15 protein-coding genes are annotated in these 16,656 nt (G+C 71.1%); 11 read left to right on the top strand and 4 right to left on the bottom strand.

Annotation, left to right across the window (positions count from 1 at the left end):
* Window positions 1-15 precede the first annotated feature (15 nt).
* From E1286_RS10180 to E1286_RS10170, 3 genes are all read left to right on the top strand, one after another.
* Window positions 16-426, top strand: coding sequence for a YciI family protein (locus tag E1286_RS10180; protein ID WP_246074685.1), 411 nt, complete (start codon window positions 16-18; stop codon window positions 424-426).
* The gene (locus E1286_RS10175; protein WP_425464749.1) at window positions 423-1,676 is read left to right on the top strand and encodes an RNA polymerase sigma factor; all 1,254 of its coding nucleotides are present in this window, start codon (window positions 423-425) and stop codon (window positions 1,674-1,676) included. The genes E1286_RS10180 and E1286_RS10175 overlap by 4 nt, the downstream gene beginning before the upstream one ends.
* Window positions 1,677-1,746: 70 nt before the next feature.
* Window positions 1,747-1,932, top strand: coding sequence for a tunnelling fold family protein (locus E1286_RS10170; protein WP_187368148.1), 186 nt, complete (start codon window positions 1,747-1,749; stop codon window positions 1,930-1,932).
* Between the two features lie 237 nt (window positions 1,933-2,169).
* On the opposite strand, the gene E1286_RS10165 is transcribed toward E1286_RS10170, so the two are convergent.
* The gene (locus E1286_RS10165) at window positions 2,170-3,102 is read right to left on the bottom strand and encodes a DUF5996 family protein (protein ID WP_132611039.1); all 933 of its coding nucleotides are present in this window, start codon (window positions 3,100-3,102) and stop codon (window positions 2,170-2,172) included.
* A 135-nt stretch (window positions 3,103-3,237) separates the two neighbouring features.
* Here E1286_RS10165 and E1286_RS10160 point away from each other — a divergent pair, with 135 nt between their 5' ends.
* Entirely contained in the window at window positions 3,238-3,642 is a 405-nt protein-coding gene (locus E1286_RS10160) for a MerR family transcriptional regulator (RefSeq protein WP_132611037.1), read from the top strand.
* Here E1286_RS10160 and E1286_RS10155 read toward each other — a convergent pair.
* The gene (locus tag E1286_RS10155; protein ID WP_165969677.1) at window positions 3,629-4,816 is read right to left on the bottom strand and encodes a hypothetical protein; all 1,188 of its coding nucleotides are present in this window, start codon (window positions 4,814-4,816) and stop codon (window positions 3,629-3,631) included. The two genes, E1286_RS10160 and E1286_RS10155, sit on opposite strands and share 14 nt — an antisense overlap.
* Before the next feature lie 113 nt (window positions 4,817-4,929).
* On the bottom strand, window positions 4,930-6,564 hold the full coding sequence (locus tag E1286_RS10150; RefSeq protein WP_132611035.1) for a dolichyl-phosphate-mannose--protein mannosyltransferase: 1,635 nt from the start codon (window positions 6,562-6,564) through the stop codon (window positions 4,930-4,932).
* A 78-nt stretch (window positions 6,565-6,642) separates the two neighbouring features.
* Between E1286_RS10150 and rsmI the strand changes: the two genes are divergently transcribed.
* Window positions 6,643-7,491, top strand: a complete 849-nt coding sequence (gene rsmI / locus E1286_RS10145; RefSeq protein ID WP_246074679.1) for a 16S rRNA (cytidine(1402)-2'-O)-methyltransferase — start codon at window positions 6,643-6,645, stop codon at window positions 7,489-7,491.
* A 10-nt stretch (window positions 7,492-7,501) separates the two neighbouring features.
* Entirely contained in the window at window positions 7,502-9,088 is a 1,587-nt protein-coding gene (locus E1286_RS10140) for a dolichyl-phosphate-mannose--protein mannosyltransferase (protein WP_246074678.1), read from the top strand.
* Here the strand turns inward: E1286_RS10140 and E1286_RS10135 are convergent.
* Window positions 9,024-10,571 (bottom strand): hypothetical protein, encoded by a 1,548-nt coding sequence (locus tag E1286_RS10135; RefSeq protein ID WP_246074676.1) that lies wholly within the window; start codon window positions 10,569-10,571, stop codon window positions 9,024-9,026. The two genes, E1286_RS10140 and E1286_RS10135, sit on opposite strands and share 65 nt — an antisense overlap.
* 99 nt (window positions 10,572-10,670) lie before the next feature.
* Here E1286_RS10135 and E1286_RS10130 point away from each other — a divergent pair, with 99 nt between their 5' ends.
* From E1286_RS10130 to E1286_RS10110, 5 genes are all read left to right on the top strand, one after another.
* Window positions 10,671-11,891: a glycosyltransferase family 2 protein gene (locus E1286_RS10130; protein WP_187368147.1), complete on the top strand. Its 1,221-nt coding sequence runs from the start codon at window positions 10,671-10,673 to the stop codon at window positions 11,889-11,891.
* Between the two features lie 56 nt (window positions 11,892-11,947).
* Entirely contained in the window at window positions 11,948-12,952 is a 1,005-nt protein-coding gene (locus E1286_RS10125) for an alpha/beta hydrolase-fold protein (RefSeq protein WP_165969676.1), read from the top strand.
* A 51-nt stretch (window positions 12,953-13,003) separates the two neighbouring features.
* Complete coding sequence (gene metG / locus E1286_RS10120) at window positions 13,004-14,785, top strand: methionine--tRNA ligase (protein ID WP_132611029.1); 1,782 nt, start codon at window positions 13,004-13,006, stop codon at window positions 14,783-14,785.
* A 27-nt stretch (window positions 14,786-14,812) separates the two neighbouring features.
* Window positions 14,813-15,667, top strand: a complete 855-nt coding sequence (locus tag E1286_RS10115) for a TatD family hydrolase (protein WP_132611027.1) — start codon at window positions 14,813-14,815, stop codon at window positions 15,665-15,667.
* 79 nt (window positions 15,668-15,746) lie between these two features.
* A partial coding sequence (locus E1286_RS10110) for a resuscitation-promoting factor (protein ID WP_132611025.1) occupies window positions 15,747-16,656 on the top strand: 910 nt, incomplete at its 3' end.

Here is a 16,656-nt window from a genome sequence, read left to right as displayed (position 1 = left end):
GACACCGTGAAGTACATGATCCTCTCGTACGGCTCCCAGCACGACTACGACGCCCTGTCCGGCAAGGACGCCGAAGGCCAGGCCGGTTGGGCGTCCGAGGACGTGGCGGCCATGCACCAGTTCATGGTGCGGTTCAACAAGGAGCTGGAGGAGTCGGGCGAGCTGGTCGAGACACGCGGGCTGGCCGCTCCCGTGCACACCAGGAGGGTCGGCGCCCGCGACGGGCAGCCGTTCGTCACCGACGGGCCGTACGCCGAGACACAGGAGGTCCTGGCCGGCTACTGGATCGTCGAGTGCGAGAGTTTCGACCGCGCCACCGAGATCGCCGGCCGCCTCGGCGAGTGCCCGCACCCGCCCGGCGTCTACGGCGACGCCTATGCCGACATCAGGCCCGTCGTCGAGTCCAGCCAGGACCTCGGGTTCTGAGCGCCGTGCCCCCGTCCGTGCCCCCGTCCGTGCCGGAGGACCTGCTGCGCGAGCTGGCGCCGCAGGCCCTCGGCGCGGTCGTGCGCCGCTACGGACACTTCGCCCTCGCCGAGGACGCCGTCCAGGAGGCGCTGCTCGCCGCCGCCACCCAGTGGCCGAAGGAGGGCGTGCCGGCCGACCCGCGCGCCTGGCTGATCACCGTCGCCGCGCGGCGGCTGACCGACCTGCTCCGCAGTGAGCAGGCGCGCCGCCGCCGCGAAGAGGTCGTCGCCGGCTGGACGCCGGACCCGTGGGCGCCCGCGGCCGACCGCACGCCCGCCGACTCCGACGACACGCTCATCCTGCTGTTCCTGTGCTGCCACCCGTCGCTGTCGCCGGCCTCGCAGATCGCGCTCACGCTGCGCGCGGTCGGCGGCCTGACCACGGCGGAGATCGCCCGCGCGTTCCTGGTGCCCGAGGCCACCATGACGCGCCGCATCACCCGGGCCAAGCAGCGCGTCAAGGACAGCGGGGTGCCGTTCCGGCTGCCCCACGGCCCAGAGCGCGAGCGGCGGCTGGGCGCCGTGCTGCACGTGCTCTACCTGATCTTCAACGAGGGGTACGCCAGCACGTCCGGCCCGAGCCTGCACCGCGCGGAGCTGACGGCCGAGGCGATCCGGCTGACGCGTATCGTGCACCGGCTGCTGCCCGACGACCCCGAGGTGGCGGGCCTGCTGGCGCTCATGCTGCTCACCGACGCCCGCCGCCCGGCGCGCACGGGGCCCGACGGCGCGCTCGTCCCCATGGCCGAGCAGGACAGGAGCCGGTGGAACGCCGCCTTCGTCGCCGAGGGCGTCGAGCTCGTCACCGCCGCGCTGTCGCGGGGCCGGCCGGGCCCGTACCAGCTGCAGGCGGCCATCGCGGCGCTGCACGACGAGGCTCCGACCGCCGAGGAGACCGACTGGCCGCAGATCACGGCGCTGTACGAGCGGCTGATGGACATGTCCGACAACCCGGTGGTCGCGCTGAACCACGCCGTCGCCGTCGCCATGTCCCGAGGCCCGGCGGCCGGGCTCGCCCGGCTGGAACGCCTCCGGCACGACACCCGCATCGCCGACGACCACCGCCTGCACGCCGTACGCGCCCACCTGCTGGAGAGGTCCGGCGACCACGCGGCCGCCCGGGAGGCGTACGAGGAGGCGGTCCGCCGCGCCATGACCCTGCCCCAGCAGCGCTACCTCCGCGCCAGGGCAATGCGATTGACGGAGTGAGTACTCACTCCATAACACGGAGAGAGCTCCGGATGCCAGGAGGGCGGCCGTCAACGACCGTGAGGCGTCGATGGCCGCCACCCGTGAGGTCCTGGCCGGCCTGTTCGAGCCCGAACGCGACACCCTCCGGCTCGCCCCCGACCGCCTCGCCGAGGCCTTCCAGTTCCTCACCATGGCCGCCGGCCGAGGCCCCACCCCCCTCACCCCCGCCGAACTGGTCGACCTCTTCCTGCACGGCGCCATCGAGACCTCATGAGCCCGCACCGCCCGGCGACACGCGGAAAATAATCCGGGCGGGCGGGGAATGACTCCCGGGCGGGTGTGGTTACATACATCGTGGCCGGTGTGTCCAGTGTCCCCGGGCCTCACCTATTGCCTTCGCGGAATACCGTTCGGCTGGAGCCGCGTTGTGCCTTTCGCCGAGAGGCGACCTGCACACCGGTACGCACGTGTGGAACGCCCGCCCTCCCACCAGAGGGCGGGCGTTCTGCGTTCACACCTTCCCGTAGTACGGGTCCGTGATTCCTCCGGGCGAGGCCAGTGCCTCGGTGTCGAGCCCGGTGAGCCGGCCCCCCGCCTGGTAGGCGCTGTCCAGGAACTCCAGCACCGCCCCCACGGGGTCGTCCATGGCCCGGACGTCGTCGTAACGCAGGACGGCCAGGTGGCTGCCCCTGGCCGGGATCCACTCGGCTTCGGCCGGCCGCAGCGGCTCGCGTTCCAGGCCCTCCGGCTCCGGCGCGGTGTAGGAGTAGAACGCCGGCCACGGCCGTTCCCTGTCGCCGAACCAGAAGCCCGAGCTGATCACCTCCCAGCTGTACGCCTCCCGCGTGACCGGGTCGGCGTCCGGTGAGACCTTCACCACGCGCCCGGTGAACCGCGTGACGGCGATGTCGAAGGTGTGCCAGTAGTGGTGCACCGGGCTGGTCTTGCCGGCGAAGTCGGCGGCGAACCGGTCGAGCAGCTGCACCACCTGCGACAGGACCCGCCAGTACCGGTTGATCAGCATCGGGTCGTAGCGCGCGTGCAGGGTGTCCTCGGGGAACGGCGTGTCGTCGTCCAGGTCGAACGGCACGGCCCAGATCTCCGGCCGGATCCCCAGACCGGCCAGCGTCTCGAACAGCCGGTCGTGGAACGACGCGACCGACCGGCCGATCAGGCTGAACTCCGCGCTGCGCCCGTCGAGCACGTCGACCACCAGGCGGTGGCGGATGAGGTCGAAGTCGATGCAGAACAGCGGCTGCTCGTCCAGCCCGCCCATCGGACGGGTGGTGAGCCCCCGTCCCGTCGGGTGGAACGGGACCTGCCACCAGTGGTTACGCCGGTTGCTGGACGAGAGACGGATCTTCCCCACGATCTGCGCGAATCTGTGGAAGGTCTCCTTCGCCTCCGTCCACTCCGCGAGCGGCATGGCCGGGAACAGCTCCATGATCGGCCCCCTCCGACGTAGAGCATTTCACCGCAATCGTAACTACCCGCAGTATTCACTTAGATCCCCGGGGTCGTGGGCCCCTGATGCGGCTACACTCCTTGACTTGAAGTGCGGTTCAAGTCAAGGAGCCCAGTGGACGACACGTTGATCGACATCGGCGAGGTGGCCAGGCGCAGCGGCCTGGCCGCGTCCGCGCTGCGGTTCTACGAGCGCAAGGGCCTCATCCAGGCCGAGGGCCGCAACGGGCTGCGCCGCGCCTACCGCCCCCAGACGCTGGAGCGCCTGGACCTGATCTCCTGCGCCCGCGACGCCGGCTTCACCCTGTCCGAGATCGCCGAGCTCCTGCGCGCCCGGCCGTCCGACACCGAGCTGCGCGCCCGCCTGGCCGGCAAGGAACGCGAGGTGGCCGAGCGGGTCGACCAGCTCACCCGCCTGCGCGACAGCCTGCGCCACGCCGCCGTCTGCGAGCACGACCCGCTGGTCGAGTGCCCGGAGTTCAAACACGCCGTACGCCGCGTGCCCGTCACGCGGAGCTGACGTACTTGCGCGGGCGCAGGGCGTGGGCGCGCAGCGCCGCCAGGGCCGCGAGCTGCCCCGGCCGGTCCATCCGCACCGCCAGCTCGTCGCCGAACGCCAGCCCCAGCGCCGTGAGCTGGGTGACCAGGTCGTCCACCGGCCGGGCCACGTCGTCGAGGCCGGTCGCCGGATGCCAGCCCTCGCCGCCCACCACCTCGGCCACCCGCTCGCGCAGCTGGGCGGGCGACATGAGCGTGCCGTCGGCCAGCAGCATCAGCGCGGCCTCCCTGGCCGCCACCTCGAACTCGTGCTCACCCCTGGCCAGCAGCAGCCGGGTGACCGCCGACCACATGGCCTCCTTCGAGCGCAGCAGCCGCATGCCGTAGTCGGTGATGGCCAGCCGGGCGCCGTCGCGGCGGATCGCGCCCAGCTCGCGTTCGGCCAGGTCACGCAGCCGCAGCGCCTCCGGCGAGAGTGCGAGACGCATGGGCAGCGTCTCGCCCGAGGCGGCCACGGACAGCAGCCGGTGCAGCGTGGGCAGCGGCTGCGCCGGCACGGGCGCGTGCAGCCGCACCTCGAACGGCTGCGCCAGCTCCCGCCGCGCCGGGCCGCGCCCCAGCACCCAGCGGTTGAGCCGCTCGCCGTGCACCCGGTTGAGCCAGCTGTCGCCGCCCAGCTCGGCGCGCGGCTCGGTGAGCCAGCGGCGGGTCAGCGTGGCGCGTTCGATCGTCTCGCCGGCCACGATGGCCAGCTCGAGCGCGGCGGAGCAGGCCAGGTGGGCGCCCAGCTCCTCCGGGCCCATGATCATGCTCCACTGCAGCTCCGGCACGTCGGGCGGGAGCACGCCGGTGGCCTCCAGCGCCTGCTGGTAGGCGCTGGTGCCGGCCTCCTCGCCCTCCTGCTGGTAGGTGCGCAGGATCTGCATGGTGGTCGGGGAGTCGCACAGGGCGGCGTACCGCTCCATGCCACCGAGCTGGAGCAGCCGGCCGAGGGAGCGTGCCAGCCGCTCGTGGTTGAGCGGGCCCACCTTGATCGGCAGGGTGTACCAGAGGAACTCGCAGACGTCGAGCTGGGTCACCGTCTCCAGCGGTTCCCCGCCCGTCAGCCATTCCACAGCGGTCCTGGCCTCTTCGGCCATGTCCGGTTGAGAGCGCTCCAACTCGGCGAGCAGGGCGGTGACATCCGGTGCACTCATGCCTCGAAGTTTGCCGTATCGACCCCGGGCCTGACGATGACCGAATCTAGTGCGAATCGGGTCTTGCACAGCTATTACTCCGAGAAGCGGTTAATGATCGGACTGCGGGACGGTCAGATCCATTGTTTCTCGAAGAGCATGCGGGCCTTCCACTCGGTGTAGGGGAGGAGTTCGCCCGACAGGATCGGGTGCAGCCACCAGAAGTTGATCAGCGCGAGCAACGCGAAGGCGCCCACGGCGGCGGCCCCGATCGTCCGCCGCACCGGCACCGTACCGGCCGCCGTGCCGACCGACGGCCCGATCAGCAACCCGGCGCACAACGTGATCGCCAGCACCATGAACGGCACCATCGGGATCGCGTAGAACAGGAACATCGTGCGGTTGTCGGCGATGGCGAAGTAGAACCACGGCAGCCACCCCATCGCGTACGCCAGCAGCACGGCCCCGGCCCGCCAGTCGCGCGAGGAGAAGTACCACACGATCAGCGCCACCAGCGCGGCCACCGCGCCGAACCAGATCACCGGCGTGCCCACCCCGAGCACCGCCTCGGAGCAGTCCTTGACGCCGCAGGCGTTCTGCCTGCCCTCGTAGTAGAAGGCCACCGGGCGCAGCAGCAGCGGCCACTGCCACGGCTCGGACATGTACGGGTGGGAGGTCACCAGGTCGCTGTGGAAGGTGAAGACCTGCCACTGGTAGTGGATCCACGACCGCATCGAGTCGAACAGGAAGAACAGCGGGTTGTCGGCGGAGGTGGCGCGATCCCAGTTGCGCCCGTAGCCGGTGGCGTTGGCGAACCAGCCTGCCCAGGTGGCCATGTACGCCACGAACGGCACCACCGCGAACGCCACCAGCCCCTGAGGCACGTCCTTGTTGAACGCCCCCACGTACGGCTGGCGCAGCCCCACGGCACGGCGGGCGCCGAAGTCCCACATCAGCGACATGATCGCGAACGCGACCGCGAACGCCAGCCCCGACCACTTGACCGACATCGCGAACGCCAGGCACACCCCGGCCCCGATCCGCCACCACCGGATGCCCAGCCCCGGGCCCTGTGGTGAGGCGGGCGAGCTCTCGTACCACGCGGCCAGCTTCTCGCGCGCCCGGTCGCGGTCGACCACCAGGCAGGCGAACGCGGCCAGCACCCAGAACATCAGGAAGATGTCGAGCAGCGCCGTGCGGGAGAGCACGTAGTGGAGGCCGTCGAGGGCCAGCAGCAGACCGGCGAAGCAGCCGAGCAGCGTCGAGCGGGTCATCCGGCGGGCGACCCTGGCCAGGATGAGGATCGACAGCGTGCCGATCACCGCCGCGGCGACGCGCCAGCCGAACGGGTTGAGCCCGAACAACCACTCGCCCGCGCCGATCATCCACTTGCCGAGCGGCGGGTGCACGACGTAGGAGGCGCACTTGTCGAGGGCGTCGGGTGCGCACGACTGCCAGATGTCGGTCCTGCCGGCGATGATCGCCTTGTCGGCGTCCTTGACCGTGACCCGCTCGACCCCCCAGTTGATCAGGGAGTAGGCGTCCTTCATGTAGTACGTCTCGTCGAAGACCACGGCCTTGGGATGGCCGAGCTGGACGAACCGCAGAATCCCGCCGAACAACGTCACGAGCAGCGGCCCCACCCATCCCCACATCACGCTGCCGCGCATGGGGGGCACCATCCGATCGCGTACGGACCGGGCCTGAGGACGGCCCTCGCCGTCGCCCGGGCTCTCGTATGCCTGGTACGAAGAGTCGGTCACCGCCACTTGGCCATCGTACGGGCCCCAGAGTGGTGGTTACCCAAGAAACACGGTCCAATCGGGATGCCCTGCCACAATGGTCGGGTGACTGGGAACGGCAGGTTGGTGCTGGCAGGAGCCCCCATAGGCCAGGCGGGCGACGTCTCGCCGCGACTACGGGAGGTGCTGGCGGGCGCCGACGTCGTGGCCGCCGAGGACACCCGCCGGCTGCGCAGGCTCGCCGCCGACCTGGGCGTCGAGATCACCGGCCGGGTGGTCTCGTACTACGACCAGAACGAAGCCGCCCGCGCCCAGGAGCTCGTCGAGATCCTCAAGGAGGGCCGCACGGTCGTGGTGATCACCGACGCGGGCATGCCGGGCGTCTCCGACCCCGGCTACCGCCTGACGCACCTCGCGATCGAGGCCGGCGTCACGGTCACCGCGCTGCCGGGGCCGAGCGCCGTCACGACGGCGCTGGCCGTGTCGGGGCTGGCCAGCGACCGGTTCTGCTTCGAGGGCTTCCCGCCGCGCAAGACGGGCGACCGGGCCCGCCGCCTGGCCGGTCTCGCGCGGGAGGAGCGGACGATGGTCTTCTTCGAGGCGCCGCACCGGCTGGCCGACTCGCTGGCGGCGATGGCCGAGGCGTTCGGCCCCGACCGGCCGGCCGCGGTGTGCCGCGAGCTGACCAAGACGTACGAGGAGGTCCGCCGGGGCGGGCTCGGCGAGCTGGCCGAATGGGCGGCCGGGGGCGTCAAGGGCGAGATCACGATCGTGGTGGCCGGCTACGTGGCGGGCGCCGCCGAGCACGACCCCGACGCGCTGGTCGCGGAGGTCGACCGCAGAGTGGCCGAGGGCGAACAGCGTAAGCTCGCCATCGCCGACGTGGCCAAGGACGCCGGCATCCCCAAACGGGAGCTGTACGACCTGGTTCACAGGAGATCCACCACGCCATAGGGTGCGCATCGTGGGCAACCGGGCGGATTCGGCGCGGCGGCTGGTCCCGCCCCTGCCGGGTTCGCCGCTGCTGGGCTGGGCCGGGCCGCTGCTGGTCGCGCTCTTCGGCGGCGTCCTGAGGTTCGTCCGGCTCGGTGAGCCCAGGGCCGTGGTGTTCGACGAGACGTACTACATGAAGGACGCGTACTCGCTGCTGGTCCACGGCGTCGAGCGGGCCATGCTGGGTGACGCCGACGACCCCGTGGCCGACCGGCGCATCCTCGCCGGGAACCTCGACGTCTTCCGTGAGTGCGCCCAGCAGAGCGACTGCGCCTCCTTCGTCGCCCATCCGCCGCTCGGCAAGTGGATGATCGCGGCGGGAGAGTGGCTGTTCGGGATGACCCCGTTCGGCTGGCGTTTCGCCGCGGCGCTGGCCGGCACGCTGTCGATCCTCGTCATGGCCAGGGTGGCGCGGCGGATGACCCGCTCCACGCTGCTCGGCTGCCTGGCCGGGCTGCTGCTGGCCCTCGACGGCCTGCACCTCGTGCTGTCGCGTACGGCGCTGCTCGACATCTTCCTGATGTTCTGGGTGCTGGCCGGGTTCGCCTGCCTGGTGGCCGACCGCGACTGGGCGCGCGGCCGGCTGGCCGCCCGGTACGACGGCTCGCCCGTCACCGAGCGGGGCCCGCGGCTCGGGTCACGGCCGTGGCGGCTGGCCGCCGGGGCCTGCCTGGGGGCCGCGTGCGCGGTCAAGTGGTCGGGCATCTTCTTCCTGCTGGCGTTCGCCGTCCTGAGCGTGATGTGGGACATGGGCGCCCGGCGGGCGCTGGGGCTGCGGCGGCCGTACCGGAGGGCTTGGGCGTACGACGTGCCCGGCGCGGCGGGGGCGCTGGCGCTGGTGCCCGCGGCGAGCTATCTGACGTCGTGGACCGGCTGGTTCGCCACCGCCGGCGGCTGGGGGCGCGACTGGGAGCGTGCCACGTCGTCAGGGCCGGCGTTCTTCGTGTTCGACTCGCTGCGGTCGTGGATGCGCTACCACGTCGACGTGCTCGGCTACCACAGCGGCCTGGCGGAGTACCACCCGTACATGTCGGAGCCGTGGCAGTGGCCGCTGCTGTTACGGCCGGTCTCCTTCCACTTCCCCTCCGACCTGCCGCCGTCGGCCTGCGGCGCCGACAAGTGCGCACAGGCCGTGCTCGGCGTCGGCACCCCCGCCCTCTGGTACGGCTCCCTGCTCGCGATCGTCGCCCTCGTCGCCTGGTACGCGGCCACCCGCGACTGGCGGGCCGGAGCCGTGCTGCTCGCGTTCGCGGCCGGCTGGCTGCCGTGGTTCTACTACGCCGTCGCCGACAACCGCACGATGTACCTCTTCTACATGATCCCCGTCGTGCCGTTCATGGTGCTGGCGGTCGTGCTCGCGGCCGGGCTCCTGCTCGGCAGGGCGGACGCGCCGCCCGACCGGCGGGCGTTCGGCGCGGCCGCTGTAGGGGCGTTCGCGCTGGTCGTGCTGGTGAACTTCGGGTGGCTCCATCCCGTGCTGACCGCCGAGACCATCACGCGCGCACAGTGGTCGACTCGGATGCTTTTCTCCTCCTGGGTGACCTCCGCCCCCAGGTGACGCCCCGGCGCAGCGTGATCGCCGCCGCGATGCAGGCCAGCGGCACGGCCGGCAGCACGTAGCGGTAGTCGAACTCCGCCGTCGCCGCCGGGGCCAGCAGCAGCCCGACCGAGCCCAGCCAGGGCAGCACCACCGGCCCGCCGAACGTCCGCCAGCGCACCACCACGCCGTACAGGCCGATCAGCAGGATGCCGCCGAGCATGATGCCGCGCAGGTAGAAGACCTTCTGGTAGCCGGCCATGATGTCGGCCCACGGATGCACGATGCGCGTCTCCGGCGGGCCCTGCTCGTAGGCGAACGCGTCGGTGTCGGTGCGGCCGCCCGCGTACGACGACCACTTCGGCAGCCGCTTGGGCTGGCCGGTCTCGTCGATCTGGACGTACGGCTTGAACTCGTACATGTTGTACGTCGACTCGTCCGGGAACCGCGGCCGCGACCAGTGGAACGAGCGCAGGAAGTCGCGCGCCACCACCTGCAGGTAGTCGCCGGGCTGCGACAGGATCGCCCGCGTGGCGAACGCGCTGGCCGCCTCGTTGGTGATCTCGCTCCACTTCTTGTTCGTGCCCCACCGGTGCAGCACCTCGCCGGTGCCGGTGCCGTCGCCGTTGCCCTGACCCCACAGGTACCACTGGGCGTAGTCTTTGCGCTGGTCGACGGGGTCGTTGATGCACAGCAGAAGGAGCTCGACCTCGCGGTACTTGTCGATGTCCATCTTGTTGCAGTCGGCGAAGATGGCCGTGCGCATGTACAGGATGAGGCCGTCGCTGTTGGTCATCGCGAACTTGCCGTACGCCGAGGCGAACCACCCCATGTAGGCCAGCACCGGGATCGCGCAGGCGGTCAGGACCGCCGTGACCGGCCGCCAGCCGGCCCGCTTGACCAGCAGGTAGAGCACCACGAGCGCGAGGATCGGCAGGCCGATCGAGCGCGTCAGCCAGGTCAGCGCCAGCAGCAGGCCGATGACCGCGCCCGCCTTCCACGTCAGCCGCCGTTTCCACAGCACCAGCGAGATGACGCCCACCACGAGCAGCATGAACAGTGTGTCGGACATCACCAGCTGCTCCAGCTGGATCTGGTAGGCGTCGAACAGCACCGGCGCCGCCGCCAGCGTGGCGCCCCACTTGGGCAGCCGGAACTTGATGCGCAGCAGGGCGTAGATGAGCGCCGCCGTGGCCAGCCCCATCAGATGCTGGGTGAAGACCACCAGGGTGAAACTGTGGAAGGGCTGGAGCAGCATCAGCCAGAAGCTGTAGCCGTCGGGCCTGATCGGGTGGGGTCTCGGGTGCAGCGCCACCGAGACGTACTCGTAGGAGTCGTTGAACCACATGGCGGGGCCGTAGCCCAGCATGGTCACGAGCCGCAGCACGGCGCCCACGCCGAAGGCCGCGGCGAACACCCGATGCCTGCGCAGAAGGGCCAGCAGACGAGCCGCCCAGCCAGGAGCGGAGGGGTCCACAGGGGTAATCTCCGCGACGCTCACCATGCTGTAAAGAATGCCAGTCGTTTCCAGGTCCGTGCCCGAGCATGGTCGCGTTCGGGGCATCATGGTCTTCTGGAAGAGCCTTAACTGAAGGGTAGACACGTGGAACTGACGGTGGTCATGCCCTGCCTCAACGAGGCGGAGACCGTGGAAGTCTGTGTGCGCAAGGCATTGGCGTGCATGGAGGAGCACGGCATCGAGGGCGAGGTGCTGATCGCCGACAACGGCAGCACGGACGGCTCGCAGCAGCTGGCCCGTGACGCCGGCGCCCGCGTGGTCCACGTCGCCGAGAAGGGTTACGGCAACGCGCTCATGGGCGGCATCAGGGCCGCCCGCGGCAAGTTCGTCATCATGGGCGACGCCGACGACTCCTACGACTTCACCGCCCTGCTGCCGTTCGTCGAGCAGTTGCGCGACGGCGCCGACCTGGTGATGGGCAACCGTTTCAAGGGCGGGATCGCGCCGGGCGCCATGCCCCCGCTCCACCGCTACCTCGGCAACCCGGTGCTGTCGTTCGTCGGCAGGTTGTTCTTCCCGTCGGCGATCGGTGACTTCCACTGCGGCCTGCGGGGTTTCCGGCGCGAGGCGATCCTGCGGCTGCAGCTGCAGACCGGCGGCATGGAGTTCGCCTCCGAGATGGTGGTGCGCTCGACGCTCGCGGGGCTCGACGTCCGCGAGGTGCCGACGACGCTCTCGCCCGACGGCCGCTCCCGCCCGCCTCACCTGCGCTCCTGGCGCGACGGCTGGCGCCACCTGCGTTTCCTGCTCCTCTACAGCCCCAAGTGGCTCTTCTTCTACCCCGGCGTGCTGATGATGGCCATCGGCCTGGTGGCCGGCACGGCGCTGACCTTCGGGCCGGTCGAGATCGGCGAGCTGGCGTTCGACGTCGACACGCTGGTGGGCACGTCCGCGCTGGTGGTGATCGGCTTCCAGGCGGCGCTGTTCGCGGTCTTCACGAAGGTGTACGCCGCCGAGGAGGGCTTCCTGCCCGAGTCGCCGCGCATCCGCAGGATCATCGACCTCGTGAGCCTGGAGAAGGGGCTCATCGCCGGCGGTCTGCTGGCGCTGGCGGGTCTGGTGGGCCTGGTGATGTCGCTGGTCCACTGGCAGGTGCGCAGCTTCGGCGAGCTCAACCCGCGCGAGTCGCTGCGCATCGTCGTGCCCTCGGCCACGGCGTTCATCATGAGCTTCCAGACCATCTTCGCCTCGCTGTTCATCAGCATCCTCGGCATCCGCCGCACCCGCGAGTCCTCCGTCGACGTGGCCGCCAAGGCGGCCGAGGAGGCCGCCGAGGCGGTCAAGCTGGAGAAGACCAAGGGCTGACCCTCCGGGGGATAATGCGTGGCCTGCGGCGGTGTCGCCGTGCCAGGGTGGCGGCCATGAACAGCCGCCTCACCCGTGACGTTTTCCGCGACCCGCTGGTCCAAGACGAAGTCCCTTACGGCGTGCTCGCGCCGGACGGGCACGGCGGGGCGTTGCCGCTGATCGTGGTGCTGCACGGCGCGAACTCCTCCAGCGACTTCCTCGCCATGCTCCAGCCGATCGCCGAAGCCCTGTGGGCCGACGGAACGCTCTCTCCCTCCCTGATCGCCTGCGCGTCGACCCCCACGGCCGGCGGCTTCTACATCGACCGGCCCGGCAACGCGTGGGAGAGTCTGATCGCCACGGCGTTCCCCCGCCTGCTGGAGAAGGAACACGGCGCCGACCCGGACCGCGTGGCGCTGATGGGCGCCTCCATGGGCGGCTACGGCGCCCTGAAGATCGCCTTCGCCGATCCGGCGCGGTGGCTCGCCGTCGCGGCGGTCGCCCCCGCCCTGCTGCCGGCTCCGGCCCCGGAGGACCTGCGCCCGCGCAACACCCTCGACGTGCTCGGCAGGCTGGGCCGCGAGATGGCCGCCGAAGGCGACGGGTACGCGGCCAACAGCGTCCTGCACCGGCTGCGCGGCAACGCCGACGCCGTCAGGGCCGCCGGGCTGCCGATCCTGCTGCGCTGCGGCGACCAGGACGTCTTCGCCCTGCACGACGGCTCCGAGCAGCTCCACCGCGCGCTGTGGGACCTCGACATCGGCCACGACTACCACCTCGTCCACGGCGGCGACCATCTCGGGCCCGAGGCGGTCGCCTCCCAGCGCGCCGCGCTGGCCTTCGTCGGCGCGGCCCAGCGCCGAGCGGCGGGGGAGGACCGAACGGACGCCGACCGCGAGCTGGAGGCCGCCTGGCGCGACTGGGCAGCCGCCGGCCGGCAGGGAGCACCGCCCCGGCTCGACGCCTTCGGCGTCAGCGCCCCCACGGCCGTCCGCGCCATGCTCGCACCGGAGCTGGCCGAGGCGTCCCGGCGCGACCCCACGACCGCACGCCGCTACGGAATCCTCCCGCGCGGATGACCCCGGGGATTCGGTACGAGGTGTCCGCGCGGTCCCCGTAGGCTTAGGGACATGTCCCAGCACATCCTGACCGCCGTCGCGTGGCCGTACGCTAACGGCCCCCGCCACATCGGGCACGTCTCCGGTTTCGGCGTGCCCTCCGACGTCTTCAGCCGCTACCAGCGGATGGCGGGCAACAAGGTGCTGATGGTGTCCGGCACCGACGAGCACGGCACGCCGATCCAGGTGCAGGCCGACCAGGAAGGCGTCAGCGCGAAGGAGCTGGCCGACCGCTACAACCGCGTCATCGCCGAAGACCTGACGGGCCTCGGCCTGTCGTACGACCTGTTCACCCGCACGACCACGAAGAACCACTACGCCGTCACGCAGGAGATCTTCAAGGGCCTCTTCGACAACGGCTATATCTTCCCCAAGACCACGATGGGCGCGATCTCGCCGTCCACCGGCCGCACGCTGCCCGACCGCTACATCGAGGGCACCTGCCCCATCTGCGGCTACGACGGCGCGCGCGGCGACCAGTGCGACAACTGCGGCAACCAGCTCGACCCGATCCAGCTGATCAACCCCGTGAGCCGCATCAACGGCGAGACCCCGGTGTTCGCCGAGACCGAGCACTTCATGCTCGACCTGCCCGCCTTCGCCGAGGTCCTCGGCTCCTACCTGCAGTCCAAGCAGGGCGAGTGGCGGCCCAACGTGCTGAAGTTCGCCCTCAACCTGCTCGGCGACCTGCAGCCGCGGGCGATCAGCCGCGACCTCGACTGGGGTGTGCCGATCCCGCTCGACGGCTGGCGCGACCAGCCCAACAAGCGGCTCTACGTCTGGTTCGACGCGGTCATCGGCTACCTGTCGGCCTCCATCGAGTGGGCCAGGCGCTCCGGCGACCCCGACGCCTGGCGCCAGTGGTGGCAGAATCCCGACGCCCGCGGCTACTACTTCATGGGCAAGGACAACATCGTCTTCCACGCCGAGATCTGGCCGGCGATGTTGTTCGGCTACAGCGGCCAGGGCGACCGCGGCGGCAAGTCCGGCTCCCTGGGGGCGCTGGAGGTGCCGTCCGAGGTGGTCTCCAGCGAGTTCCTGACGATGGAGGGCCGCAAGTTCTCCTCCTCCCGCCAGGTCGTCATCTACGTCCGCGACTTCCTCGCGCGCTACGACGCCGACGCCCTGCGCTACTACATCGCGGTGGCCGGTCCCGAGAACCAGGACACCGACTTCACCTGGCAGGAGTTCGTCAACCGCAACAACGGCGAGCTGGTCGCCGCCTGGGGCAACCTGGTCAACCGGTCGATCTCCATGGCGGCGAAGAACTTCGGGGTCGTGCCCGAGGCCGGCGAGCTGACCGACGCCGACCGGGCGCTGCTGGAGCGCTCGCGCAACGCGTTCGGCCCCGTGGGGGCCGAGCTCGCCAGGTCGAGGTTCAAGAACGCGATCACCGAGGCGTTCGACGTGGTGCGGGAGGCCAACCGCTACCTGGCCGAGCAGGAGCCGTGGAAGCTCAAGGACGACGCCGAGCGGCAGAAGTCCATCCTGCACGTCGCCCTCCAGGTGGTCGACGACGCCAAGACGATGCTCACGCCGTTCCTGCCCAGCTCGTCCAACAAGGTCTTCGCCATGCTGGGCGGCGAGGGCGTGTGGTCGGGCATGCCGGAGATCCGCGAGGTCGACGAGGACGGCGGCACACCGTACCCGGTGATCACCGGCGAGTACGACGGCGCCGCCCGGTGGGAGCACCGGCCGATCCGGCCGGGCAGGCCGCTCGCGCCGCCGGTGCCGCTGTTCAAGAAGCTCGACCCGAAGGTCGTCGACGAGGAGCTGGCCCGGCTGGGCGAGTGAATCATCGGGGCGGCTACGGTTGATGCCGTGAGCAAGCTTCCCGCCGCGCCAGAGCCGCTTTCCTCGCCCGTGTTCGACAGCCACTGCCACCTCGACATCATGGTCGGCAACCGGCAGGCGTCCTCGGGCGATCCGGTGGCGCAGGCCGCGCAGGCGGCCTCCGCCACCGTGCGGGGCATCCTCGACGACGCGCGGGCGGTCGGCGTGACGCGGCTGGTCACGATCGGCTACGACCTGCCCTCCTCCCGGTGGAACGCCGACGTGGCGGCCCAGCAGGAGGGCGTCTACGCCGGCGTGGCCATCCACCCGAACGAGGCGCACGCGTCGACGCCCGAGGTGCTGGCCGAGATCGAGGCGCTGGCCGGCCGGCCCGAGGTGCGGGCCGTGGGGGAGACGGGGCTCGACTACTACCGCGACTGGGCGAGCAAGGAGGACCAGCACGCGAGCTTCCGGGCGCACATCGAGATCGCCAAGCGCACCGGGAAGGCGCTGGTCATCCACGACCGCGAGGCCCACGACGACGTGTTGCGGGTGTTGGCAGCGGAGGGGGCGCCGGAGAAGGTGGTGTTCCACAGCTACTCCGGCGACGCCGAGATGGCGAAAAAGTGCGTTGCGGCCGGATATTTCATGTCTTTCTCGGGGCCGGTGACGTACAAGAACGCCGGCTACCTGCGTGCGGCCGCCGAGGTCGCGCCGCCGGAGCTCATGCTGGTCGAGACCGACGCCCCCTACCTGCCGCCGGTGCCGCACCGCGGCAAGCCCAACGCCCCCTACCTGATCCCGCTCACGCTGCGCTGCCTGGCCGAGGTCAAAGGCATCCATCCCGGCCGATTGAGTGAGGCGATCAGTGCCAACGGAGTCACGGTCTTCGGCGAGTGGTGACCATCTTTTGGTGAACCAGGTGATGGGCGCGCACACCGGGCGTTAGCGTTCGGGCCGATTCCGTATACGGAGGTGGCTCGTGCGAGGCAAGAGACGTGCGCCCCGTCCGCCGATTCCGTGGCGTTCCCCGTGGGCGCCGGTCGTGTGCGTGGCGGGCGCGGTCGCGGTCAGCGCGATCGTGGCGGTGTCGGCGCTGGTGAAAGACGTCGTCGTGGTCGTCGACGGCGCACGCAAACCGGTGCGCGGCTTCGCCGGCACCGTCGAGGAGGTGCTCGCCGACGCGGGGGTCTCGCTGGGCTTCGCCGACGTCGTACGCCCCGCCACCCAGGAGACGGTCTCCGACGGGGCCACCATCGAGGTACGCCGCGCCAGGCCCCTCACCCTGACCCTGGACGGCCGTACCAGCCGGCACCTGGTCACCGCCACGAACGTCGGCGACGCCCTGGCCGAGCTGGACATCGCCCCGGCCGGTGGCCGGCTGTCGGCCCCGCCCTCGGACGTGGTGCCGCTGGAGGGCATGGAGCTGACCGTCGACACGCGGCGCAGGGTGTACGTCGTCGCGGGCAGCACGCGGCTCGCCTCCCGGACCACCGCCAGGACCGTGCGCGAGGTGCTCCGGCAGAAGCGGGTCTCCCTGAGCCCCGGCTCCCAGGTGCACCCGCCGCTGGCCACCTTCCCGAAGGACGGCACCGTCATCACCGTCACCCCGCCCCGCACCACCCCGATCCCGCCCGAAGTGGCGAACCTCGACTGGCCCGCCCTGGCACTGTGCGAGTCGGGCGGCGACCCGCTGGCGTACAACCCCGAGGGCCCCTACTACGGCCTCTACCAGTTCAGCGTCCCGATGTGGCAGGCGGTGGGCGGCATGGGCCTGCCGAGCGCGTGGCCCGAGGACGAGCAGACCTACCGCGCCCAACTGCTCTACCAGCACGTCGACGGCCACTGGAAAGGCCAATGGCCCACCTGCGGCCCCCACCTCTTCCCTCCGC

This window comes from Nonomuraea terrae (assembly GCF_004348995.1).
Taxonomy (GTDB): Bacteria; Actinomycetota; Actinomycetes; order Streptosporangiales; family Streptosporangiaceae; genus Nonomuraea; species Nonomuraea terrae.
Note: the sequence above shows the minus strand (reverse complement) of the source record. Positions and strands in the feature narration are given on the sequence as shown.

Coding starts and splice junctions, on each gene's coding strand:
- E1286_RS10170 (WP_187368148.1), top strand. CDS start 1,747: ATGGCCGCCACCCGTGAGGTCCTGGCCGGCCTGTTCGAGCCCGAACGC.
- E1286_RS10135 (WP_246074676.1), bottom strand. CDS start 10,571: ATGGTGAGCGTCGCGGAGATTACCCCTGTGGACCCCTCCGCTCCTGGC.
- E1286_RS10165 (WP_132611039.1), bottom strand. CDS start 3,102: ATGGAGCTGTTCCCGGCCATGCCGCTCGCGGAGTGGACGGAGGCGAAG.
- E1286_RS10155 (WP_165969677.1), bottom strand. CDS start 4,816: ATGAGTGCACCGGATGTCACCGCCCTGCTCGCCGAGTTGGAGCGCTCT.
- E1286_RS10125 (WP_165969676.1), top strand. CDS start 11,948: ATGAACAGCCGCCTCACCCGTGACGTTTTCCGCGACCCGCTGGTCCAA.
- metG (WP_132611029.1), top strand. CDS start 13,004: ATGTCCCAGCACATCCTGACCGCCGTCGCGTGGCCGTACGCTAACGGC.
- E1286_RS10180 (WP_246074685.1), top strand. CDS start 16: ATGATCCTCTCGTACGGCTCCCAGCACGACTACGACGCCCTGTCCGGC.